Annotated in this window: 19 protein-coding genes; 9 read left to right on the top strand and 10 right to left on the bottom strand. The window is 50.8% G+C overall.

All coding sequences use genetic code 11. The features are described 5' to 3' along the window. Window positions 1-3,901, top strand: a 3,901-nt coding sequence (locus tag LZ463_RS28375; RefSeq protein ID WP_241459687.1) for a beta strand repeat-containing protein, incomplete at its 5' end; no start/stop codon positions are given. Between the two features lie 246 nt (window positions 3,902-4,147). Here LZ463_RS28375 and LZ463_RS28370 read toward each other — a convergent pair. Continuing rightward, window positions 4,148-4,906 carry a carbonic anhydrase gene (locus LZ463_RS28370; protein ID WP_241459686.1) on the bottom strand — a complete coding sequence of 253 codons (759 nt, stop codon included), beginning with the start codon at window positions 4,904-4,906 and terminating at the stop codon, window positions 4,148-4,150. Window positions 4,907-5,748: 842 nt separating this feature from the next. Between LZ463_RS28370 and LZ463_RS28365 the strand changes: the two genes are divergently transcribed. Beyond that, on the top strand, window positions 5,749-7,491 hold the full coding sequence (locus tag LZ463_RS28365) for an extracellular catalytic domain type 1 short-chain-length polyhydroxyalkanoate depolymerase (RefSeq protein ID WP_489686163.1): 1,743 nt from the start codon (window positions 5,749-5,751) through the stop codon (window positions 7,489-7,491). Between the two features lie 13 nt (window positions 7,492-7,504). Here LZ463_RS28365 and LZ463_RS28360 read toward each other — a convergent pair whose 3' ends face one another. Further along, on the bottom strand, window positions 7,505-7,936 hold the full coding sequence (locus LZ463_RS28360; RefSeq protein WP_241459685.1) for a hypothetical protein: 432 nt from the start codon (window positions 7,934-7,936) through the stop codon (window positions 7,505-7,507). 675 nt (window positions 7,937-8,611) lie between these two features. On the opposite strand from LZ463_RS28360, the gene LZ463_RS28355 reads away from it, so the two are divergent. Together LZ463_RS28355 and LZ463_RS28350 are read left to right on the top strand one after the other, a co-directional pair. Next, window positions 8,612-9,844: an ABC transporter substrate-binding protein gene (locus LZ463_RS28355; protein ID WP_241459684.1), complete on the top strand. Its 1,233-nt coding sequence runs from the start codon at window positions 8,612-8,614 to the stop codon at window positions 9,842-9,844. A 45-nt stretch (window positions 9,845-9,889) separates the two neighbouring features. Then, a complete protein-coding gene (locus LZ463_RS28350; RefSeq protein WP_241459683.1) occupies window positions 9,890-10,180 on the top strand; it encodes a 3'-5' exonuclease family protein in 291 nt (96 codons plus the stop codon). A 719-nt stretch (window positions 10,181-10,899) separates the two neighbouring features. On the opposite strand, the gene LZ463_RS29330 is transcribed toward LZ463_RS28350, so the two are convergent. The 6 genes from LZ463_RS29330 to LZ463_RS28325 all read right to left on the bottom strand — a co-directional run bounded on the left by LZ463_RS29330 (window position 10,900) and on the right by LZ463_RS28325 (window position 15,154). Then, the gene (locus tag LZ463_RS29330) at window positions 10,900-11,097 is read right to left on the bottom strand and encodes a DUF6678 family protein (protein ID WP_489686162.1); all 198 of its coding nucleotides are present in this window, start codon (window positions 11,095-11,097) and stop codon (window positions 10,900-10,902) included. 126 nt (window positions 11,098-11,223) lie between these two features. After that, window positions 11,224-11,694, bottom strand: a complete 471-nt coding sequence (locus LZ463_RS28345; RefSeq protein WP_241459682.1) for a hypothetical protein — start codon at window positions 11,692-11,694, stop codon at window positions 11,224-11,226. Window positions 11,695-11,954: 260 nt separating this feature from the next. Next, window positions 11,955-12,290, bottom strand: coding sequence for a hypothetical protein (locus LZ463_RS28340; RefSeq protein WP_241459681.1), 336 nt, complete (start codon window positions 12,288-12,290; stop codon window positions 11,955-11,957). Between the two features lie 61 nt (window positions 12,291-12,351). Next, window positions 12,352-12,510, bottom strand: coding sequence for a hypothetical protein (locus tag LZ463_RS28335; protein WP_241459680.1), 159 nt, complete (start codon window positions 12,508-12,510; stop codon window positions 12,352-12,354). An 18-nt stretch (window positions 12,511-12,528) separates the two neighbouring features. Beyond that, the gene (locus tag LZ463_RS28330) at window positions 12,529-13,788 is read right to left on the bottom strand and encodes a tetratricopeptide repeat protein (protein ID WP_241459679.1); all 1,260 of its coding nucleotides are present in this window, start codon (window positions 13,786-13,788) and stop codon (window positions 12,529-12,531) included. Window positions 13,789-14,245: 457 nt separating this feature from the next. Further along, window positions 14,246-15,154 carry a LysR family transcriptional regulator gene (locus LZ463_RS28325; RefSeq protein WP_241459688.1) on the bottom strand — a complete coding sequence of 303 codons (909 nt, stop codon included), beginning with the start codon at window positions 15,152-15,154 and terminating at the stop codon, window positions 14,246-14,248. Window positions 15,155-15,284: 130 nt separating this feature from the next. Here LZ463_RS28325 and LZ463_RS28320 point away from each other — a divergent pair, with 130 nt between their 5' ends. The 3 genes from LZ463_RS28320 (at window position 15,285) to LZ463_RS28310 (ending at window position 18,280) form a co-directional block, all read left to right on the top strand. Then, window positions 15,285-16,364, top strand: coding sequence for a tartrate dehydrogenase (locus LZ463_RS28320; protein ID WP_241459678.1), 1,080 nt, complete (start codon window positions 15,285-15,287; stop codon window positions 16,362-16,364). 139 nt (window positions 16,365-16,503) lie between these two features. Further along, window positions 16,504-17,847: a dicarboxylate/amino acid:cation symporter gene (locus LZ463_RS28315; protein ID WP_241459677.1), complete on the top strand. Its 1,344-nt coding sequence runs from the start codon at window positions 16,504-16,506 to the stop codon at window positions 17,845-17,847. Window positions 17,848-17,899: 52 nt separating this feature from the next. Then, complete coding sequence (locus tag LZ463_RS28310; protein WP_241459676.1) at window positions 17,900-18,280, top strand: hypothetical protein; 381 nt, start codon at window positions 17,900-17,902, stop codon at window positions 18,278-18,280. Window positions 18,281-18,293: 13 nt separating this feature from the next. Here LZ463_RS28310 and LZ463_RS28305 read toward each other — a convergent pair whose 3' ends face one another. After that, complete coding sequence (locus LZ463_RS28305) at window positions 18,294-20,012, bottom strand: ABC transporter substrate-binding protein (RefSeq protein ID WP_241459675.1); 1,719 nt, start codon at window positions 20,010-20,012, stop codon at window positions 18,294-18,296. 106 nt (window positions 20,013-20,118) lie between these two features. Between LZ463_RS28305 and LZ463_RS28300 the strand changes: the two genes are divergently transcribed. Both LZ463_RS28300 and LZ463_RS28295 read left to right on the top strand, forming a co-directional pair. Beyond that, entirely contained in the window at window positions 20,119-21,309 is a 1,191-nt protein-coding gene (locus LZ463_RS28300; RefSeq protein ID WP_241459674.1) for an MFS transporter, read from the top strand. 296 nt (window positions 21,310-21,605) lie between these two features. Next, a complete protein-coding gene (locus LZ463_RS28295; RefSeq protein WP_241459673.1) occupies window positions 21,606-23,147 on the top strand; it encodes an esterase/lipase family protein in 1,542 nt (513 codons plus the stop codon). On the opposite strand, the gene LZ463_RS28290 is transcribed toward LZ463_RS28295, so the two are convergent. After that, window positions 23,144-24,142, bottom strand: a complete 999-nt coding sequence (locus tag LZ463_RS28290; RefSeq protein WP_241459672.1) for a reverse transcriptase family protein — start codon at window positions 24,140-24,142, stop codon at window positions 23,144-23,146. The genes LZ463_RS28295 and LZ463_RS28290 overlap by 4 nt on opposite strands. Between the last annotated feature and the right edge of the window lie 588 nt (window positions 24,143-24,730).

The raw sequence follows: 24,730 nt of genomic DNA, 5'->3' as shown, positions 1-24,730 counted from the left end.
TAACCTGGCGGGTGCACAAATCTCTGGTGTGGAAAACATTGTTTCCAACTCTGCCGTCGTCATTACGGCCAGCCAGTACTTGGCCCTGATCGCTGCGCGTGCGGCATTGAACCTGTCTGGCCCTGTGCTGACTTTCAGCGGTGCAGGTCCGCATCAACTGACGATCGTGGATGATGTGGCTGGTGTCAACAACATCGACCTGTCTTATGTTTCCATTACTGGTGGTACGCTGGTGTATGACGTGACTTCGGCGTCGAATGCAAATGGTGGTAGTGTCAATAATATGACTACCTCAAATGCAGTCACTGTTAGTGGTGGCGGGAGTGCGATTGCTGGCGTCATAGGTACCAGCCCATCGAATGGGAATGGTACGGCAGGCAATTCAACAGCACTGTTTGCAGGTGGCGTGTTCAATGGCAAATCTGGCCTCAATGAAAATTTCACCGGCAATGTGGCTGCACTGGTGGGCACTACCGTCAATGGCAATGGTACTGACTCTGACACCATCACCATTTCTGGCGGCGGCACAGTTAATATTGGCAGTGGCAACACCATCACCAATATCAAGACTCTGGCTACCGACAATACGTCGACCAATATCAACTTCACAGTTGCAACTTCGGGCATCACCACCATCAACGGCGGAACTGGCAATGACAACGTCAACCTGACCAATTCTGGCAGCTCCATGCTGGCAGGTAATATCAACCTCGGCGCGGGTAACAATACTCTGACCCTGGAAGGCAAGTCTTATACAGGTACATTCGTTGCGGGTTCGGGTACGAGTGATGCGCTGAACCTGGTCAATGGCAGCAATATCTCTGGTGCCAATGTCAGTGGTTTTGAAACTGCAAATATTGCAGCCAGCGCTGCGGTGACCATGACAGCAGCACAATACGGCGGCTTCACCACCATCAATGCGCCTGGTGCTGAGACAGTCACATTCACGACGGCTGGTACTATTGCAGGCAAGACCAATGTAGAAAACTATGTATTGGCCAATGGTGCGAATACCTTTACGGCAGCTACAGGTCTGGTATCGGTCACTGGCGGCACGGGTAGTGATACCATCAATGCCAGCAATGCCATCATTACGGCCTCAACGGCCATCAATGGTGGTGCGGGTGCAGATACCCTCAATGTCGGCGCACTGACTGCAGCATTGGACATGTCCACCAAAGTCACTGGCGTAGAAACCATCAATGTCACTGGTGGCAACACAGCGACCTTTACGCTGACCAATGCAAATGGTGCCGGTGTCGTTCTTAACCTGACCAAGGATGCCAGTGCCAATATCAATAATGTGACGCTGGGCTCGGGCGGCCAAACCCTGAACGTGCTGGGCACAGGTACTGGCAATGTTAATATCACTGGTGGTACAGGTGTGGATACCATCAACCTGTCCACCTCGGCAACAGGCTCGGAGGTTATTGCAGCAGGTTCCACTATCAATGCGATTGATACCGTCAATAACTTCAAGGCTGCTGGTGCAGACAGTTTCAGTACAGGCGTTTTTGCGACTTCCCTGTACAACCTGACCATTGCCAATGCAGACTCCAGCAACCTGGCGGCAGCGATTGCCACGGCAGCGACAGCAGCCGGTTCGGCTCTCAGTGGCACTGGCCAGGCATATATCGTGACTGTTAATAGCGGTACGGCTGCTGGCACCTACGCCTTCCAGAACTCTGGCAGCAGCAATACATCGGTGGACGGCAGCGATTTCATCGTCAAGCTCGGCGGCACGACTGGCGCTATCTTCCTCAGTGATTTTGGCATCGCCAATGCGACTGCGGTTACTCCTGGTGGCACCTTCAACGGCACGACTGGCGTCAATGACCTGTTCCTGTCGAGCATCCCTGGATTGAATAACACCACGATTGCTGGCAATGCGGCTGATACTGACACCCTGACGCTGACCACGGCTGGTACGGTCACCCTCAACAACGGTGCTACCGGCGGTACCATCAGCAACATCAAGGTATTGAACCTGGCCAATGGCACCAATACGATTACCTATAACAACTCGGCAGGCTTTACCACCATTAATGGTGGTACTGGTGATGATACTTTCATCCCCAATTCTGCTTTGTTCCCTATGGTCGTCAATGGCGGCAATGGCACCGACACCATCGTGCTGCCCGCTACATATGCTGCCACGGCTTCTGGTTCCGGTACCTTTGCCAGCAATGTCACCAGCTTTGAGAAGTTGCGCCTGACCGGTGTGACGAATCAGACCATAGACATGCAAACACTGGGCAATTACAACGACGTGACCTTTAGTGGTGCAAATGGCCTGACTTTGATGAACATGGCCAGCAATAGCAATATCACGCTGACTGGCGCAGGCACGGCATTTACCATCTCCAATGCTGCGTTTGTTGGTGGTGTCAACGACATCCTCAATGTCTCATTGAATGACAATAGTGGTGCAGGTGTGTCTTTTGCTACTGTCGGCATTACTGCATCTGGCGTTGAAACTGCCAATATCACCGTCAATGACAACCAGGGCTCACCTACCGGTGCATTCAATGACAACCTGACCTGGCTGGGTAACTCGGTCAAGACCATCAATGTCAGTGGCAATGCCGGTCTTTCGCTGACAGCCAACAGCACCGCCTTGACAACAGTGAATGCCAGCGGCATTACCCTGGGCAACTTTACCTGGACCTCAAATGCGCTGACAGGTGCCGCAACGATTACCGGCACTAACAGCGGCACCAATACTGTCAATATCAATGCGGCAACCGTGGCAGCCTCGTACACCGGCGGCACGGGCAATGACAACGTAGCGGCAAATGGTACGCTGGCAAATACTGTCGTATTGGGTAGTGGTACTAATTCAATGACGCTGTCAGGCAGTGCCATCCTCGGTTCATACACCTCTGGTGCTGGTACCAACGATACGCTGACCTTGGCTTCCGCCACGCCAGACATCAGCGCTGCAACGGTCACTGGCTTTGAAAACCTGAACCTGGCCAGCAACGCCACCCTGACAGCCACCGCTGCCCAGGTAGCGCAGTTTGCCACAGGCACGATCACGGCTGCTGGTACTGAAACCATCAACCTCACGACTGCTGGCACTTTCAGCGCCTTGTCAGGTGTGGAAAACTACAACCTAGCCAACGGTACCAACAACTTCACCTCGGCGGACGTGGCTGTCAGTGTCATTGGTGGTACAGGTGCTGATACCTTTAACTTTACGGCCAATCAGATCGCCAACTTCCTGACCACGATCGATGGCGGCAGTGGTTTTGACACCTTGAACATTGGCACTACCACCACGCAGTCCATCGACATCAGCACCAAGGTCAACAGTGTAGAAACTGTTAACGTGGCTGGCAGCACGGGTACGGCGTCTTTCACCATGGCGAATGGTGCGGGCTACCTGCTGAACTATGTCAAGAGCACTGGGGACAACACCATTACCCTCGGCAGCGGTGGGCAAACCCTGAACCTGACAGGTGGCAACACTGGTAACACGACTATTACTGGTGGTGCGGCTGTTGATGTCATCTCTCTGCAGGCATCAGGCGGTGCATCTGAAACCTTGATAGAGACCGGTGCCAATATGTCGAACAAAACGCAGATCGACAGGGTTGCCAACTTCAGCGCCACTGGCGTTGACTTCTTCAAGACAGGCGTCAATGCTTCGACAGTAGGTTCCTTCATCATTGGTAATGCTGACGTAGGCAATTACCTGGCCACTATCTCGTCCGGCTTGTCCATCGTGCTTAACAACACTGGTCAGGCCTACCTGATCACGATACAGACCGGCACGGCAGCAGGTACCTATTTGTTCCAGAACACCGGTTCAGACACCGCTAACTTTGACAATACCGACTTCTTTGTCCAGTTGACAGGTTCTTTTGGATCTATTTCTACCGTCAATATGATTGCTTAAGCCGTACCATTGACATATCTGGCCTGTCTTTGGCCAGTACAGTAAAAAGCCGTCAGTCGTCCTGGCGGCTTTTTTATTGAACTAGGAAATCGCAAACGGCCGAGTCACTGCTTGCATGAGTTGCGGGCGGCTATCTGGCGCGTTCCGCCACAATGGCAGGCGTCATGGTGACTGGCAAAAAAATGGCATCTGCCACTGGTGCAGATGCCATCTTCATCCGGGGTACTTGTTGCAAGCAGGACTTGCTTATTCGCTGACTTCTACTACGCGGCCATTCAAGGGCTGAACCGGGCGGGCATTCATCGGGTACATTTTTTTGAATGCGGCCAACTGCGCCTTGGACAATTCCACAGGCTGTTTCAGCACATGCCAGCGTACGCCGTCACTGCATGGTGGTGTTGTCAGCGAACCCATGAACTTGTAGTAGGCGCGGTTTTCTGGCAAGACAGCAGCCGGGTCAAAGCTGGCCAGGGTATTTGGTTTGCCTTCTGCTGGCAAAGCAGAAAATACCGGGGCGAGGGCAGCATTTTCCTTGCCGGTCTTGAACAGGGCGGCGACAACGAATAATTTACCATCAGCATTTTTATGGACGAAATGGGCTACCAGCGGATAGGTCTTGCCATTGATTTTTTCTTCGCTGGGCGTATGGAAGTGGAACTGCAACAGGTTCGCTTCATCACTGCCTACCTTCATACTGCTGCCAGCAGGCAGATTCAACTGTATGGTATGGCCATTGTTGATCACTTCAGCGCTACCGGCGACATATTTGAAGTCGAGTGCAGGCAGGGCTGCTTTTTTGGTTTTGGAATCGATGATGTCAATCGGTGACTGTTCCTTGCTCAGCTTGCAGGCACTATTGGCTTCGTCGAGAGCACCCCATTTTGCCGGGCCGGTTTTACCTTCATAACCCCAATGTGCAGGTGCACCTTTGTCGTTGGCATTGGCGACACCAAAAGTCAGGGCCAGGACGCTGCTTACCATGGAAACGAGTAGTTTGTGTTTCATTGTTTGTTCTCTCCGTTGTGTGATTGATCAAGCCTGCAAGGTGATGCGCATTTATTACTCATGTAATGTTGATGACATAAGGTGTTGCTTAAGAATCGGTCAAGCAATGCATTGACTGATTTACCCGGTAGTCAAGGCATCATGATTAATTGTCTTTGTTGCAATTTCGCCGGCATTGTACTCTTTTTGTCAGCAAATTTGAAGCATGGGGTAAAGCGTCAAATTTGCTTTGTCGTCAGTGCAAATGGGGCGCTCTGACATAATAGAGTAAATCAACTTGCGTGCAGTGATCATCCTTTTTTCTTAGGACAAATTGCCAGACCCTTACCATCATGCACTATACAGTAGAAATACGGTGCCCCTTGTATTCACGAAATAATGTTTTACCCTGTTTTTTACCTGAGCAGTTTGGCAATTTATCTTTGCTCTCCGGCAAACCTTAGGCAATTTTCCGGGACGACAATGCTTTGCCAGAATAAAAAGAATCAGGAGACAAGCATTCTTCAACACGCGTAAAGGCACTTCAATCCTGTTCGGGAATGAGGGGCAGGTTTTTGCTGGAAAACACAAACAAACTGCCAACAGCAGATTGCTGAGCATGGTCATCTGTACGTCCTAACCGGACGTTCGTGAGATCTGTGCTGCAGCATTACGCCCTGGATCATGTTCATTCATCCGTATTGGACAGGTATTTCTTTTCCCGGACGGGAAGTTTCCGGTACAACCACCAGAGCAACATAGTTTCTGGCTCGCCATCCGCTTGTTGAAAACAGCAGGAAAGCCTGGCCACGTCAGTGGCTTGCTGAAAAGCCTTACTCAAAAAACCTTACGGAGACATTTACATGAATCACATCAAGACATTGCTGCAAGTTGTCGCTCTGGCGGCTTGTATGCTCATGTTCAATCTGAGGGCGCAGGCAGCTACTGCCGGACCGGGCGCTTGGAGTGCGCAGCAGACCTGGGCTGCCGATACGGTCAATGGCGGCAGCCTGACCGGCTATTTTTACTGGCCTGCAGCACAACCCGCACTAGGTGGAAAACGCGCTCTGGTGCTGGTCTTGCACGGCTGCACCCAGACTGCAGCCGGTGACGTCATCGATAAGTCAAGCGACAAGGGCTACAACTGGAAAGCCATGGCCGAGCAATATGGCGCCGTTATCCTGGCCCCGAACGCCACCGGCAATGTCTACAGCAATCATTGCTGGGACTACGCCAATACCACTCACACCCGCAGCACGCCAGGCCACGATGCTATTCTGCTGGATCTGGTCAACCGTTTTGTCAGCGACCCGCAATACGCGATTGACCCCAACCAGGTGTATGTCACCGGTCTGTCTTCTGGCGGTGGCGAAACCATGGTATTGGGTTGCCTGGCTCCCGATATTTTTGCCGGTATAGGCATCAATGCCGGCCCGCCACCGGGCACAAGCACCTTGCAGATAGGCTATGTTCCTTCCGGTTATACGGCAACAACAGCAGGCAATAACTGTAAGGCCATGGCAGGCAGTAACGCTGGCAAATTTGCCACCCAGATAGCAAGCGTGGTGTGGGGCACGAGTGACTACACAGTGGCCCAGGCCTATGGCCCCATGGATGCTGCCGCCATGCGCCTGGCCTATGGCGGCAGTTTTACCAAGGGGGCAGCAGTAGCGGTCGCCACTGGCGGCAGTAATATTCCTTACACCGACAGCAACGGCAAGGTACGCACCCATGAAATTACGGTCAGCGGCATGGGCCATGCCTGGCCGGCAGGCAGTGGCGGTCAGAACAGCCACTATGTCGATAGCACCAAGATCAATTACCCCGCCTTTGTGATGGACTTCTGGTTCAAGAATAACTTGCGCGCTTCGGCAACACCTGCGCCGGTGATGAACTCATGTTCCAGTTCTGGCATCACTGCCACCAGCGCCACCATTAACGGCGCTGCTACTGTCAGTGGCGGTGCCAGCATCACCAGTTATACCGTTAACCTGAGTGGGCCAAGCGCCATTAATGATACGGCCGCCGGCAGTGGCAGCAGCTTCAGTAAAAGCTACAACCTGGCCAGCGGTTACTACAGTGGCAGTGTTAAAGCCACCGACAGTAACGGGCAGGTATCGGCTGCATGCAGCATTGCACAGTTCCTGGTTGGCACCGCACCGGCGATACAGCCGCCCACAGGCCTGACTGCTGGCGCCCCGGGTGCTACTTCGGTACCTTTGAGCTGGAATGCCGTCAGCGGCGCGACAGGCTACAACGTCTACCGCAATGGCGTGAAAGTCAATGGCTCGCTGATCAGCGCTACCAGTTATACCGCTACGGGTCTCACAGCTGCCACCAGCTACAGTTTTGCCGTATCCGCTACGGACGCTACCGGTGAAAGCAGTCTGTCCCCCGCTATCAGTGTGACTACCGCGTCCGGCTGGACTTGTAGCGCCACCAGTGCCAGTAATTACGCCCATGTACAGGCCGGACGCGCACATGACAGTGGCGGCTATGCCCTGGCCAATGGTTCCAACCAGAACATGGGACTGGACAATCTGTTCTATACGCAGACGCTGGCGCAAACAGCGGCAGGCTACTACATCATCGGCAATTGCCCTTGAGGTCTTTGCTGCATCAACCTGCATGGCTGGCAAAATACACCACCAGCCATGCACCATTATCTGCCTGACGCAAACGTATCTCCAGCAAGCAGGGGCCTTCAAATTCGACCGATACCTGCTCCATTTCCACTGCTCTTCCGGCCAACTGGCGACGCAGGCGGTTACCGTTTGTCTGTGCTGGAAAGGTATATTTGAATTCATTTGCATCAAGGCAGTGGCGGCCGGCTATTGTTTTCAGGTCCATCACGGTATTGCCGGTCAGACCGTGCTGCGCAGTCAGTGCAAAAGCCTGCTCAAACTGACCTGCCTTGAGCAGGGCATGGAACTGTTCCGCCACCTGACGCGCTGGAGCCTGGTTGTAGGGTTGATGCAGCCATGCCAACCCGGCGATGCAGAGAAGTAATACAAGAGCAGTGATAGCGGTGAGTGATTTTTGTTTTGACATGACTAAAAGCCGGCGTTGGGGAGCGGCTTGATTTTCTCTTTGCTGTTAAGTCAGGGGCAAAGACATGATATGCGATCTGCTTCAGTTATTGAAACCGGACAAGCTGACAGCGACGAATGTTCATCTTGCGACATGAGCGGTCATCGCTTGTTGTTGCATAAGAGTTGCCCGGCGACAATTTCTCTCATTACTGACACTTGCAAACAGAGGTTTTCGAGACGTATAGCACAGTGCCTTTTGAATTAAGTCACCAAGGAAGCGGCAATTTCTGCAAATAGTTATTGAAACAATGTTTTTAAAAATATAACATTGCAATAAATTGTGACTTTCGAGAATTTGTACTGGCAGGCTTGACACTCTGGGAAGTCACTTTTATCGGGATGGTTAGCCATGTTGTCGTACACATGCTGTAGCACAACCCGATGACACCATCAGCAACGAAGACTGCGCTTGTGTTCAAGGCTCTGGCAAATGTGGGAGCGGTAACGCAACTGGCGCTGTTTTGCATCAGAACTGTCCGTTTTCGGGGAAGAGTGGCCGCAGGGCACCCCATACCAGCAACGGACTGTTGCTTGAAAAGTGTTGCAGACACAATTGTTCAACGCATGGGTAGTACCTGTGGCAAGTCACAACCCGCCGAATTCGGCGATAGGGTCATTGATGAGGGGCATCGTGATGAACGCAATGAATAAAGCAGCAACAAAACGGCGCAAACTGCTGGCTCTGGCCAGTACACCTGTTATTGGCGCCTTGCGCGCGTCCCCGTTTGCGGCTGTACTGGGGGCCTGGGCGCCAGCGCGGGCCGCAGCCCTGTCGTCGACACAAGCTCGACAGATTGTGGGCAATACCGTCCTCATCGGCCAGTCGTCGCCGCGTTCGGGACCGGCTGCGATCCTGGGTAATGAAATGTTTGAAGGGGCCCGTGCCGCTTTTGAGGAGTCGAACCGGGCCGGAGGGATTTTTGGGCGTCGATTCACTCTGGTGGGGATGGATGACGGCTATGATCCGCAGCGCTGTGTGAGTAATACGGTTGAGCTGCTGGGGCGTAATGTTTTTGCCCTTTGCGGTTACGTTGGCACACCCACATGCGCTGCAGCGCTGCCGACTATCGAGCAGGCGGGCATTCCACTCATTGGATTATTCACTGGCTCGGAGGCCCTTCGTGCCCACAAGCCAGGCGTATTCCATGTGCGGGCGAGCTACGGCGAAGAGTGCCGGATCATGACCCGGCAATTCCTGGCAGCAGGAGCGGATACGAAGATTGCAATCTTCAAGCAAAACGACGGCTATGGGGCGGCAGTTGAGGCTGGCATGCGCAACGCAATGCGCGAACTTGGAGTCAACCATGAACCCGTCGTCGCTTCGTACGAGCGCAATACACTTGATGTAGCAAAAGCCCTGGACGCGATCGCCAGGAGCAACGTCACTGCCGTTGCCATGGCAGGGGTCTACGGCGCATGTATCGAGTTGATCAAAGGGCTGAAATCACCAAAATACGGCGGTGTCGGCAAGGCCATGATGTTTTGCAGTGTCTCTTTCATCGGCTCTTCTGGTGTTGCCAAGGCGCTCAAGGAGTCACCGGACGGCGTGGGTGGTATAGGCATCTCTCAGGTGATGCCGTATCCATTCGCGTCTGGTAGCGGTCTCGTAACGAGTTTTCGCAAAGCGGCGGCGTCCATCGGTGTCGAGCCAAGCTATGGCGCTCTTGAAGGCTACTGCAGCGCACGTACCTTGTTGAAAGGTGCTGAGCGGTGTGGAGAGAATCTGAGCCGTCAGCGGCTCGTTGATGCCCTGGAAGCTGATGTCGACTTCGGTGGTTTTCCGCTGAGCTTCAAGCCCGGCCAGCACGCAGGCTCGCGTTTCGTCGAGATGACAGTGTTTGATGCCCATGGACGGCTGTTGCGCTGATGGTGGTGAGCAGACAGTAACGCCCGCGCTTGGCAGGTTTGTCCAATGGCTGATCAGTGGTCCCTGTTCAAGTCGCTTGCCGTTATCCGGCTGATATTCTTCAATGAGGCAATACATACCATTTGCATGACGCCGGTTCCTTGTTTTGTCAGCGGACAGACTTCTGTCGGTGCGTCGCACATCAACCTCAAGCTCTTGATGTCTGAACGCCCGAACCTGAGCAAAAAACTGGGCCTGGGCCAGGTTCTAGGCCAGGCAGGCATGCAGTTTGAGAGTACGGCTCACAGGGGGAGGCGATGCGCGCGATATCGTGCGACTATTGTCTTTGTTGTTTGATGCAGATGAAAGCGAAAGCCTTACTCCACGCCCAATGTCGCAGGCAGGGCCATTCTCCTTTCTACAGTCCCGTTCAGGATAGTATGTCTATGAAGGTTTCGTTGCTGTTACAGTTTTAGTGAATAAAACCAAAAGAAATATGATGAATAGTTTCATATGGCTAAGGTCGAAATGAGCGGATGGCCGTCCACCAGAAAATTAATAGAGACAAAAGCGGTCATTGGCGATTCCCAGCCGACTGACCTGTTAAACAGCATAATTTTAAATATTCACTCAGGTAATTCATAAATCTCTATCACACCAGCCCGCTGAAGCTTCAAAACATCTTCTAGAGAAGCGGGAGTCAGTGCATCCATCGAGTAGCTGTAGATCATTCGATAGTCTTGTTCCTCATCACCATCCCTTCGGAAAATTCGAAGATCCACTTCAACTTTGTGCGGCCATGTCTCAAACTGCGGCATTGAAAAACCTTTTCATGATGTTTAATGTAGGTGGCGGTCCGCTCGCCGGACGTTTTGCGCATGCCGTAGCGACCCTGACTGCCATGTTAAACGAAATTGACGGCATGGCTTGAATACCCCCATACCTTTAGAAGTCTGTCCTCCAAGGAGAAGGGTATTTTTAGCTCTGCCAAATGGAACTTGGCCAGTTCTATTTCGATCGGGTCGATGAGCAGCCACTCTAGTTCACGAAATGTAATTGGGCCTAGAGGTAACGGTTCAAAATAGGTTGGACTTGGAATTAAATATTTGAGTAGTCCATCCATTTGACTCCTCTTGCAGTAGCCACTTCACATCAATTCTTAATGCAATATCTTTGAGAGCCGGAAGCAATAAGCCCCATTTGGTGTTGTTCATGTGACTTGCCAGATTCCGGCTAGAAATCTGGCGCAGCACTTTTTCGTGTACAGAAATCATGTCGCATGACGCTAAGTTGATCGGCACGCTTGGCCGTCTACAAATTTATAAAATACGGAGCAGCATCGCGGCCAGTCCTATCAACCATTCGGTGAGTCATAATAACGTTCAATCGAAGAAGCTCTGTCAAAATGCCTTTGACGGAGGTAGATAAATCTCAGCAGGAATACCTATAAGTGAAGGCCCAGATAAGTATCCTCCCTCTAAGGACCCTGATTCGTTGAGAACACGGCTTACAGTACTAAGCATTGCACTGCGAAGCGCGATATTACCGAAGGTATTACGCGGCCCGGCATGATACATTTCAGTTGCTACTTTAATCGCCATTTGAAAAATAGGCTCAAGCTTAAACTCCAACCGAAACCAATTGCCATGTTTATCCTGTGCACCAAAAGTATCCGGCAAGTTAATGTCCTCCATGTGAGAAATTAGAGCAATGCCAAAGATTTCGGGAAGCCAATCTATCAAGCGTCTTGCCAACATTTGTTCATGAACAAACGCAGAAATTTCAATTTCTATTTCATCTCCAGAAATACCATCACGCCCAAGCACGGCGATGGCTTTTTGCAGGTGTTCTTCAGAAGGTAATGACAGCATGGAAGTGAGCGCTTAACGTTAAACTGAACGGCTGGCCGCCCAGAGAAATAAAATGAACTGTACCATATTTGGCCCGTCCGACCCGAGTGCTATGTTAGCGCATTTCATTTGAGTAAGTGATTGATTTCCCGAGAATCAATTTTATGTTTTTGGACTTAATCAGAGGACTTAATCAGAGATGTCTTAGATAAATTTTGTGTTATCTCATTTGTCTACACTTGGTGCGCGCGGCGCACCCTGGCTATCAGATCAGAGATAGTTCAAACTTCCACATCTGATGGATGCTGGTATATAGGCGAGATATGGTGATATCCATTTGCACTCATCAGTTGCCTGAGTTCTAAAAACCTTCCCGACGTTAATGGTAAGGACCCTGAGCTAAACAGTGTCAGTACTTCCAGCTCAATGACGGACTCCGTTTTCTCATTCGTCGTTTCCAGCAAGCTGTGGTGGTAGGGCGGCATGATGCGGGCTGCTGCGATGACTTGCTCGCCCTCGCAGATGTCAATGTGGATGACCGGGCCTTGTGTATAAGGAATAATATGCGAAATCAGGCGCACAGGTTTTGTATTGATGTGATGAATGATCTCAGGCATTCTTTCTCCGCTCACGCATATTTGATGATTACAGGCATATTGATACGCAAATTGAACGGCATCAATCTACTGCACGCTCGACGCTCTGCAACTGCTTGTACCCGTGCTCTTCATACAGTTTTCTGTATTTGTCGATAAAGCCGGCATAAGGAATGCAGGCGGTGGAGATGATAGTGCCGTTGCTGATGTCGGCGCGGGTGATGGCACGGATATGTTGCATGTATCAGCTTTGATCCGTTCACTGCGCCATATTCTGATCAATCGCCTTGACCAGGTTACCTGGTCCCGTCATCTGGAGTGACAATTTTTGCGCCGCATCGGCTGATTGTGCAGACATTGTCGCCAGGATGTCGTCTCGTTTTTTTCTGGCACCGTAGATATCCGCGTTGGCTGCCAGCGTATAAAGCGCACAGGCAATCACTTTGCTTTTTGGTACGCCCAGACCTTTTTCGTACATCGTTGCCAATTCTGTCTGGGCACTGCCATTGCCCTGTTCAGCCGATTTGCGATACCAGCTCAAGGCCAAAGATAATGTTTTAGGAACACCTATGCCGTGTGCATACATATATCCCAAAGAAAATTGCGACTTGGCATGGCCTTGGTCTGCCGCTTTGCGATACCAGTTGTAGGCTTGCGCGATATTCGGCGCCATGCCTTCGCCATCACGATACATGGTGGCAATGTTGTGTTGTGCACTGGCATTGCCCTGGTTTGCCGCTTTGCTGTACCAGGCCAGGGCTTGCGCATGATCTTGCTTTATTCCAAGCCCCTTGTTGTACAGGTATCCGAGGTTGAGTTGTGCACGCGGGTCACCCTGTTCCGCTGCCTTGCGATACCAGGTAAGCGCTTGTGCATAGTCTTGCGGCACCACCTGGCCATTGTCATACATGAGCGCCAGATTATATTGAGCAACAGCCTGCCCTTGCTCTGCTGCTTTGCGATACCATTCCATGGCCTGTACGCGATCTACGGTGACTCCCTCACCTTTGTCATACATATGCGCCAGATTGAGTTGTGCACCTGATGCACCCTGGTCCGCCGCTTTGCGGTACCAAGTGATCGCTTGCGCATAGTCTTTGGGGACACCTCGTCCAAGATAATAAAGGTAGCCCAGATTGAATTGCGCATCAGCGTAGCCATGCTCTGCAGCCTTGCGGTACCAAATGACTGCTCGCGCTGGATTTTCCGGGAGACCTTGCCCAAGTTCATACATGACGCCAAGCCTGAACTGGGCCAGAGGTATATCCTGCTCGGCTGCTTTGCTAAACCACTCAAAAGCCTGGGTTTGATTTTTAGTCACGCCCAGACCCATGTAGTATAAATACCCGAGATGGAATTGTGCGCTGCCATCTCCTTTTTCTGCCAAGGGCTGCCATTCATTGAGTGCTGTTGCAAAGTCCTTGTTTTTTGCTGCAATCAGTCCGGCGGCAAAATCTGCATATGCCAGCGACGTGTGAAGTACACCTGACAACAAAAGAAGGGAAACTATTTTGCGCATGGACATCTCAGTCATTGATGGGCGAAGATATATTGTAGATGAAATAAGTGAATCGAGAGAGATATAACACATGGATCGCTGTGTCGATTACGTTGTAATGCACCGATGATGAATGACGAATTTTTTGGGTGACACTTGTCGGCAGAATAATCAGGGCCGCAACCACAGCTTGCGAAAATCCATCCAGTCGCAGCGGGCTAAGGTCACACCGCCCAGTTGCGGGCCATAGTCTATGCCGTGGCGGGTGTGGCGCATGGGTGGTATCCAGGCTTGTTTTACCATGCGGGCGAAGCAGGCTTCGATGAGATGCGCCCACTGTGCTACATCTGCTTCTGCGGCGATTGCTGCACTGGTTTATGCCAGCCTGGGGGACACAAACCAGTGCCCTTAACGATGGGCTAATTCAGATTAAGCAAATGGACTCCTTCAATAAGCATGAAGGTTGCAATATGGAGAACTATTTCAGCAGCCATTTCTCTAGAAACTGGACACAGACCCGTACATTGGCCACGGTTTCGAGGCGGGTAGGATAAATTGCCCATACGTCAGCTTTCTGGCTGTAGAGTGGTAGCACCCTGACCAATCGTCCCTCGGCAAGACTATGCCCAACATCCCAGATTGATCGCAAAATAATCCCATGCCCTTCTATTGCCCATTGGTGCACAAGTTCGCCGTTATTGGCTGAAAGGCTTCCTTTTATTTTGATCGTCTCTGGGCCGTGAGGCCCATGCAGATTCCAGCGTCCGGGTTCCTGGTCTCGTTCACGAATCACGATGCATTGATGCTGCGACAAGTCCGACAATTGGCGAGGCTTGCCGTGGCGCTTCAAGTAAGCAGGTGAAGCGCAGAGTATGCGCTCATTCTCTGCAATGCGTCGGGCAATCAAGTGTGATTCCTGAACCTGTCCAATCCTGATATCAAGGTGAAATCCCTCCGCGATGAGATCGACGGGGCGGTCCAGCAACTCAAGCTGGACCTCCAGCTCAGGGTATTTGCGCACTAATGCAGATATGGCCGGTGCAATGCGATTACGTCCAAATCCTGAACTTGTGCACAAGCGCAATAATCCTCGTGGTGAACTGCCTTTTTGGGAAATAGCTTCAGCCAGTTGATCAACATCGGCCAAAATGCGTTGTGCCCACTGATGAACGACATGGCCATGATCGGTCAACCAAACTTTGCGTGTTGTTCGATGTAACAAGCGTACTTGCAATGTCTTTTCCAGTATGGCAATACGTTTGCTGACAAGGGCGTTCGAGACACCCAGCTCTAGCGCTGATGCCGCAAAGCTGGATCGGCGCACAACGACGCAGAAGAGCTCCAGATCCTCCAGTAGAGGCTGATTGATGCTGAGATTGGCTCGCATAGGGATAGAAGTAAAACGACTATTGTTCACGTTTCGTGTTTTATTAAGAAACGGCGAGAGCAATTATATTTCAATTCATATCCAGTAAGATCAGTGTGTCCTATAACTACTCAGAACTGTTCTGATTCTTATGATGAAAAACCACAAAATAGCTGTCATCGCGGGCGATGGCATAGGGAATGAAGTAATGCCAGAAGGACTGCGGGTACTGCAAGCCGCAGCGCGCAAATTCGATATTCCACTGGACTTCACTATCATAGAATGGGCCAACTGCGATTATTACCTCAAACATGGCCAGATGATGCCAGACGACTGGCGTGAGCGCCTCAGCGGTTTCGACGCGCTCTATTTTGGTGCTGCTGGTATGCCGCATTTGGTACCTGATCATGTTTCGCTTTGGGGATCGCTGATTAAATTTCGTCGAGAATTCGACCAGTATGTCAACCTGCGCCCAGTTCGCCTCATGCCTGGAGTTGCTTGTCCACTAGCCAACCGGCAAGCTGGCGACATTGATTTCTACGTTGTCCGGGAAAACACCGAAGGTGAATATTCGGCAGTTGGTGGGAAAATGTTTGAGAATACAGAACGCGAATTTGTCGTGCAGGATGCCATCTTCACACGCAAAGGCACCGACAGGATATTGAAGTTTGCATTCGAACTGGCGCTAAGCCGCCCTAAAAAACACCTGACGTCTGCAACCAAGTCGAATGGGATTTCGATCAGCATGCCCTATTGGGATGAGCGTGTCGAAGCCATGGCGAAATCCTATACAGACGTGCGCGTTGATAAATACCATATTGATATCTTGTGTGCACGATTTGTACTTTCTCCTGAGCGCTTTGACGTTGTTGTCGCCTCTAATTTGTTCGGCGATATTCTCTCCGATCTTGGCCCCGCCTGCACCGGCACAATTGGCATTGCACCTTCGGCTAACTTGAATCCAGAACGCACATTTCCATCATTGTTCGAACCCGTGCATGGCTCAGCGCCCGATATCTTTGGCAAAAATATTGCCAACCCGATTGGCATGATCTGGTCCGGTGCAATGATGCTGGATTTCCTGGGTAACGGAAATGCGAACTATACCGCTGCTCACGACGCCATTCTGAAGGCGATAGAAACGGTACTCACCGAAGGGCCGAAAACCCCTGATCTGGGCGGTAATGCGAATACGACAGAAGTTGGTATTGCAATAGCTGCTGTACTTTAAAAAAATAGCCGATATCAGGAAAGTACGCTTACAAAAACAAGGGATCAGTCTCGCGTAATGATAAGAAGACTGGTTCCAGCAACCACAGAGTTGTGCAATGACTGTCTTGATGAGCAGTCAAACGAAAGGAGACAATGCCATGCTACGCATAAAGAAGTTTTTGGGAACACTTTACATCCAGGTGCTGCTTGCAGTAATTGCCGGCGCGTTGCTTGGTCTATACGACCCGGGGCTGGGAGCCAAACTCAAGCCTTTGGGTGATATTTTTATCAAGCTCATCAAGATGGTGTTCGCACCAGTGATTTTCGCGACGGTCGTTTTAGGCATCGCCAAAATGGAAAGCATGAAAGAGCTCGGGCGCGTTGGCACAAGGGCGTTACTGTATTTCGAAGTCATGTCAACCTTTGCACTTGGTCTTGGTCTGCTGATGGTTAACTTTATTGGCCCTGGCAATGGCATGAACATAGATCCAAAGGCCCTGGATACGAAAAGTATCTCGGGATATACCTCGGCAGTCAAACACGATACTTTCATGGACTTCGTGCTGAACCTGATACCTGCCAGTGTTATTGATGCCTTCGCTAAAAATGAAGTATTGCAAATTCTTGTTTTTTCCATCCTCTTGGGAGCAGCGCTGGCACATATGGGCAAGCGTTCAGCACCAGTCGTTTCATTTCTTGACGTTTTTTCACATGCAATGTTTCGTGTAGTTGCCGTTGTCATGCGTCTTGCACCCATTGCGGCTTTTGGCGCAATCGCTTTTACTGTTGGCAAATATGGATTTGGATCAATCATCTCACTCGCCAAACTCATGGGTGCCATGTATGGGACCTGCCTGTTGTTTATCTTCGTCGTACTGAATATGGTTGCAAAAATATGTGGCTTCAGCCTGTGGAAGTTTCTGATCTATTTGAAGGAGGAGATCCTTACCGTACTTGGCACAAGTTCCTCGGAGTCCGTACTGCCACAACTGATCAGCAAACTGGAAAACATCGGTTGCTCAAAACCTGTTGTTGGCCTGGTTGTCCCTTCCGGGCTAACCTTCAATCCGGATGGCCAATGTATCTACTACACCATGGCAGCAATCTTTATTGCCCAGGCGACAAACACACCCCTCACATTGTCCGACCAGCTAACCGTGATGGGAGTGCTGATGTTGACTTCCAAAGGATCTGCCGGTGTATCTGGTTCTGGCTTTATCACGCTCGCGGCCACGTTGGCATCACTCGGTACTATCCCGGTGGAAGGCATGGTATTGCTGCTCGGCGTAGATCGCTTCATGTCAGAAGCAAGAGCACTCACCAATACCATTGGCAATGCGGTTGGTACCATGGCGATTGCCCGTTGGGTAGGTGCACTCGACATGCCACGTGCAACTGCAATACTCAATGGCAGAGCGTTCTCTGTTGAAACTGATGGTCAGCACGATGCGTCAAATCCGGTGCTGGCAGACCATCGCAGCGTTACGACTCAAGCAATATAAGTTAAAGTCATTGTAATATTTTTTTATTTTACTCTTTTGGATATTCATCAAAATGGGCAATTTTTTTCACTTCATCATTGCTACCATGCTTTGCACCATGTTGAGCGGGTGCTACGTAAAAACGCCACCAATGAAGTCGGCAAGTCTTACCTATTTAAAAACCGATAAACTGGTGGGCCTCCCTCAGGATATCAAACCTGAACAACTGGACAAGTTGTCCCAATGGTTGCAAAGCCATCGCTGGGGTTGGCAACCCGTAGTTGCGCCATATTTTGTAGACGCCATTTTGACCATCAGAAATACCGACGGTAGTATTTCTACGTTTAAGCTGATGAAGAACCTGGTTATAGTGGGGCAATATGAACTTGGCATTTCCGCAGAGGAGTACAAGGAACTGTATTCGATGATCGTCTTGCAAAATGACAGCAAGTAGAACGCAGCCCACCCTATTGATGAAAAGAGTTCTGGTTACTTCCAGGTCGCAACCACAGTTTGCGAAAATCCATCCAGCCGCAGCGGGCCAGGGTCACACCGCCCAGTTGCGGGCCGTAGTCTATGCCGTGGCGGGTGTGGCGCATGGGTAGTATCCAGGCTTGTTTTACCATGCGGGCGAAACAGGCTTCGATGAGGGCTGCGCGCTTGGTCGCGTCTGCTTCTGCGGCGATTTTTGTACTGGTTTTTGCCAGCCAGTTACGTTCTGCTGTATCCATCATCTGCTTGACCAGTGATTCTCCGGCCAGCCAGCTATACAGGCCAAACTCCATGTCATTGTCGAGCACGTCTCCGGCAATCACTACGTCCGCCCAATCCCGCCAGCCGTAGGGGCCAAATTCAGGGAAGGGCAGGATGTGGATGCTGACATCGGCCCCGGCCTCGCGCAATCTGGCTGCCACGCAATGGGTGAGGGCGATGTGGCTATCGAGTTCATAAGTCACCACCTCGAGATGGGCAGGCAGGGCGGGTGCTTTTATCGTCTTTTTTTCAGGTAAATGATTCCATTGCGGCAGCATGCCAAAAGCCATGGGGCGGGTTTCTCTTGCAGCCAGTTCAGCGGCAGCGGGACGAAGCCAGTTGCCAATTGCAAGACGTGCGGCAGGCGTAGAAAATTCTGCGCGTGCCGGGTTCAGCATCACCAGGTCACAACCTTGTTCAAGGGCACGTATTCTTGACCAGCTATCGTCGGGTGCCGGCACTTGATCAGGCGAGGCGTGTGCCAGGTGCAGGTCAACTTCAGGCAAGGGGCTGCCATGTGGCACGACCCATAAATCAATTTCATCGAGCAGCGCTCGTTCGCGGAAGTAGCCATCAAAAGCTGCCAGCGTCGCCCTGTGTTCATTATTACGTATGAGCCTGAATGGCCCGGCACCAATGGGCAGCGTAGTAAAATCTGTACGCTTGTCATCATCCGTGGGCACAATCATGGCGGCATGATGGGCCAGCAGGTGCAGCAGCAAATGATCGGGCTTGTTGAGTTGCAGTTTCACGCTACGTTCTGTGCCGGTGATGCTGGCCAGGTGAGCGAACATGGCGCGGTAGGGGCCATTGGTATCGCGGGCGCGTTGCAGGGTATAGACCACGTCTTCGGCACGCACGGGGCGGCCATCATGGAAGTGCAGGCCGGGGCGCAGGGTAAATTCCCAGCACCTGCCATCGGCAGAGGCATCCCATCTGTGCGCCAGTGCCGGGATGACCTGTTCGCTGGCGCGGTCATATTCCGTCAGGCCAGCGCAGATCTGCATGATGATGTGCTGCTCGGTGCGGCGGTTGATGTGGATGGCATCGAGCGCATGCAGGGGGCGGTAAAAAGGCATGCGCAAACTGCCTGCCCGGCAACTGCCGAGGTAGCCGGGCAGCGATTGCTTCAGGCGTTCACGCCCGGCACTGGGTAGGCCATCGAAGGCGGCTTCCAGCTTGCCATCAGCCAGCAGGTGATGCAGCCTTTGCAGACGCAGGTTTTCATGGTCCTGCAACAAGGTCAGACTGGAACGGTGGCCGCGCCCGTTGCCCGGCTGCCAGTCTATCCAGCCCTGCTCCTGCATGCGCCTCAGTAGCAGGCGGGTATTGCGTTCGCTGCAGCACAGGGCAGCAGCGATCTGCGCCAGGTCGGGTGTGCTGGCGCTGGGGTACCAATCGGCCAGGCGCTGGAAGTGATCGAGCAGGCGCATCGTTGCGGGATAAAAAGGAGGAAAGAAATACCAGATTCTATCCGTTTTTGTGTTTCCGCCTTTGGTATACGCTAGCGGCACTGTCTAAACCGCTTTTTGTATAACCATGTCCACTTCCTCACTTTGGCAACATGACGGATTTCGCCGCCTGTATGCATCCACCATCAGTTTTTCACTCGGTACACAGATTTACCAGCTCGCCATGCCCTTGATCCTCTATCAGCTAACGCATTCCGCCGGAGTCATGACGGGCATGCGAGCGGTTGAGCTGCTGCCTAATTTGTTACTTGCAATGTTCATTGGCGTTTGGGTAGACCGCATAGACCGTGGCCGCTGGGCGCGTTTTGCCATCATCGGCATTGTTGTGCTGACCGGCATGCAGGCGGTGCTATTGGAGAATGGTGCGCGGGCATTGTCTTTTTTCTTTATCACCGCTTTCATGCTCATGACTTTGCATTATGTGTATGCGATCTGCCGCATGGGTATGTTGAAGGAAATGCTGCCAGAACAATTGCTGCTGCCTGCTACCGGGCAACTGACAGTGCTAAGCCAGGTCTTCAGTATCCTTGGCCCGGCACTGGCTGGTGCGGTAATCTCCATACGCATGGACCTGGGTCTGTGGCTGCCCATGATGGCCATGCTGCTGGCCGCCTGGTTGCTTAGGGATTTGCAACTGCCAGTGCGCAAGCCGGATGCCGACAGCTACTGGAATGAATGGCGCGATGGCTGGCGCGTGCTTATCGCCAACAAACCGCTGTGGCACCTGGCCTGGCTGGTGGTCATCATCAATGGCAGCGCGGGTGTGGTGGATGTGCTCTTTCTGTTCCGCGCCCGTGACCAGTTGCAACTGGGGGCAGCCCAGGTGGGGCTGATGTATGGCGTGGCAGGCATAGGTGGTGTTATCGGTGGCCTGGTCGCCAGCCGCCTGCGCCAGCGCTTTGGTCTGGGCCGCCTGCTTGCGCTGGAACTAGGCGTCGAAGCCTGTTCCATGCTCCTGCTGGCCTGGGGCAACAGCATACCCTTGCTGCTGCTGGCATTGGGCATCAACAGCTTTTGCACCGTCATCGGCAATGTCTGCGTCTGGGGCTATCGCCAGGAGAGCACAGACAGCCGCTACATAGGCCGTATATCCGGCCTGACCGGTTCCATTTTCAAACTGCTGATGCCAGTGAGCCTGGTCTTGTCAGGCGCACTGGTAGGCGATTTGCCGCTGGCCTGGATACTGAGTGCCTGTGCGGTCACGCATTTTTTGCTGGTGGTGGGGACTAGGGTGTCGGCGGTTTATGTGGTGGGGTAGGGGCGAAGGAATGCCACCCACTTCACTAGCCACGGGAACATGCGGTTTTAGATAATTTCTACACAATTTTGTCCGGCAAAATTCCTTCTGCAAAAACTTGTTATTGTGATAGAAATTTTTGAACGAGGATTAGTCATAGGTTGAGATTTTCTAAAATCAAGGCGTAACGGCTCAACTTTCTAGCGGGAGGAGGTCAGAGAGATTTATTCGATACAAGAATGAGAAAAATCTCATCTTTGTTTGGGGAAATCTTGAAATTTTGATAAAGTGGGGGTCTAGTTTGGATAACTAAAAACATGACTAAATTAATCAAAGCATACGCCCCGACCGACGACACTGGTAAAACTAGAATTGTTTTTGTCCATGGGTTGGATGGTCACTATCTTCATACATGGATGTCGAATAAAAAAGACAACGAAACTCTATGGCCAAAATGGATTGGCGAGGCTACTGGGTGCCCCGTTTGGCTTGCTGGCTATGCTGCCTCGAAGACCCGCTGGTTCGGTGATGCAATGTCTCTGTCTAATCTCGGATCCGCTTTGTTGGATACTCTTTGCAGTGACCAGGCCTTTAATGGAGATGAGCAGATAGTTTTAGTCGGGCATAGTCTTGGTGGGCTGGTTATTAAAACGGCAATTAAATCGGCTTTTTCTCTAGGCGTGCCGCGGTATGTTAATTTGGCTCAGAAAATTAAAGGCGTGGTCTTTATTGGTACACCTCACTTTGGTTCCATTTGGGCTTCTATCGTTTCTTGTTTCTACTTGGCACGCCCGAATCCTCAGATGCGAAATCTTGGTTTGCACGACGGAGCGTTGGGAATATTAAATATCGAATTCCGAAAACTGGTGAGTGATTACGGAATCAAGACAAAAACTTTTGTGGAAACCCAACCAATGCGTTTGCCACTTGTTGGAAGGCTTCTTCCTGGCGTGACGATTGTAAACCCCACTAGTTCAGAGCCCAATCTCTCTGGAGAGGTTGGAGTGCCTATCGAAGCGCATCATCTAAATATCTGTAAGCCTAAGGATAGAAGTGCTCATATCCACAAGTCTTTGTTAAGCTTTCTAGAGCAGTTTAATACTGCTCGTTCAGAGAGCCTAAATATGTTGAGGAAGCTAGAGATTCGTTCTGACTCAATGGATGCAAACTTACCTAGCGAGCGTGGCGATACTGATACTCATTTGGCTTTTGCGATGTTTGGAGATGGACCAGATGATATTGCGTCAATTTGTACAGTTGTTTGCATTGTGACTGATGTCCCTGAACAACTGTGCCAACAGTTGCAAGGCCTGTCAAAAGATATTCAAGCTGATCCCATGGTCGATGCAAAGGCGAAATTACTATCGCAGAACGCGTCATTAGGAATGTTGTTATCTGATTCTGGAACGAGGGATGCTGCATTGAAAAGAATTGCGACTATCTCTTTCTCAGCGTATTTGTATTATTGTGATAGGAAGATGTTTAACAGGATGTCTGAACAGGACCGTGCTTCAAAATTATTGGTGTCTCCGCTAGTTCACAGGCTTAGTAAACGCAATGAGAAGGTAGTGCAGTATCACTGTAAAGTTGGTGATTTTGAGGTCTACTTAAAATCCGCGATTGAGGAAGTTAAAACTAAGTATCATCGAGATATAACACTGCCGGAGCAAGGTCGGAAAAAATACCATGTTCTTGTGGAGCTTGCTCAGTTCACGGCTCAAGTAAGTAGCAAATATCTGACAAATTTCACAGATTCAGAAAATGCAAAAGTGTTTCAGCATTTACGCACTCGTATCCGATTTGCCGAGAATGTGGCAACTGGCGCCTGTCATACGAGGGATAAGAATCCGTTGCCTTAATCGATGTCGTCAATACCGCAGTCGACAAAATATTTCTGTCTTGCCGTTGCTGCCTTTTGGACTTTTGCGGTAGTTAAAATGTCTTGCCATTTATTAGCCAAGTCTGGCTCGATAGAAGCAGCATATTGCAACATGCCATCAAGCCATTGTTCTTTTCTTCTACCATTCTTTTGCCCTGTCTTCTGCCAATGCTCGGTGAGCCCATTTTTTTCGATATAGTGAAAAATGAGGCGAAGTCTGCTTTTTAATCGCCTTGGTAGTCGTGGCATATTGCCATCGCTCACAGTGAGTCCAGTTACATACTGACAACGCCCTTGACGTTGCAGCTTGCATTTATCATCTCTGAGCGTAAAACCTTCTGATTCTACGATTGTTTTTACAGCCGCAGAAGAAGGGACTTGATCTCCAGAAAAAGTTAGGTCATCTGCGTATCGCGTGAACACAGAGTGGCATGAATGAGCCAGCGCTAATAGTTTATTATCAAGCCCGGCGCAGACAAGGTTTGCCAAAATTGGGCTACACCTTGTTCCTTGGCGTAGCAATCCTTCAATGGTGCATGCCTTTGCCAGAAGTTGGGCAATTTCGTTGGATACCCCTTGAGAAACAAATGCAACGTGCACTTGTTCTGTCGTAATCGAGTCGAAAAAACTCTTGATATCAGCGTGCAAAATTACAGCTTTGGCCAGATGTTGCTGGGCGTTGCTTCTTGAGGAGCGTTTCTTTCGAAATCCCTGCACTTGTTCGCCAAATTGCACACTGTTCGCAATTATCATTGCAACGGAGCGATGAAGACTGGCGAGCTGATACTCCTTTGCTTGGAAAACTATGCGAAATTGACGGTTCCGATTCTTACCGCGTTTAGGTATCTTGATTCGGAAATAGTAGTCTCTTTGTCGTTGGTCGTTTGCGTATTGTACGATGAACTCAGCACTAACGCCGCAGGCTTGAGCAACATGCTCTAGAGTTTTTAGGTCTACCAGTTTTGTCTTAGTCATAGTGAATGCAACAGCGAGATGGAGAAAGTGAGGCCTCACGAACGGGTTCGAAATCTATCCCACAGAATAACTTTAAGACCAGTCATCTCGCCGTTGCACGAGCAAGGATATCAGGCAAGTTATAATATGTAAAGATTTCCACATGTATAACTTAATAGTTCCGCTTGGGAAGTCACCATTCTTCGCATAATGGTGAAGACCATTTACTGTGCGAGAGTCGGAGAGCGTCTAGGCACAATAGCAAGTGCCCACGTTTATTTTTGGTACTAGCAAGTCTAAATGATGTGCAATTAATTCTTCGGCTTACTTCGAAGCCTTGCAGATAAACCAGAATCGACGTTGGACTGGAAGGAAGTTTGTTCGAGAATTCTCAAAGATAGATGGAGTGATATCAAAAATCGGCGAGTGACTAAAATGATGATGTTCAATCGACTTTGATAAGTCAATTGACTATTTCAGGTCTAATTTGAAAATACTTTTGCAAATGGGCGCAGCGACGCATGGTATGCGTTGAAACCCACATTAATTCAAATAAGATGGATGAGATTTTGAAGAGGCAGGTAAGTTTAAAATTGCATTTTTCCAGAC

The sequence above is a fragment of the Undibacterium paludis genome, from assembly GCF_022568815.1.
Classification (GTDB): Bacteria; Pseudomonadota; Gammaproteobacteria; order Burkholderiales; family Burkholderiaceae_D; genus Undibacterium.
This window is presented reverse-complemented; position numbering and strand designations above follow the sequence as displayed.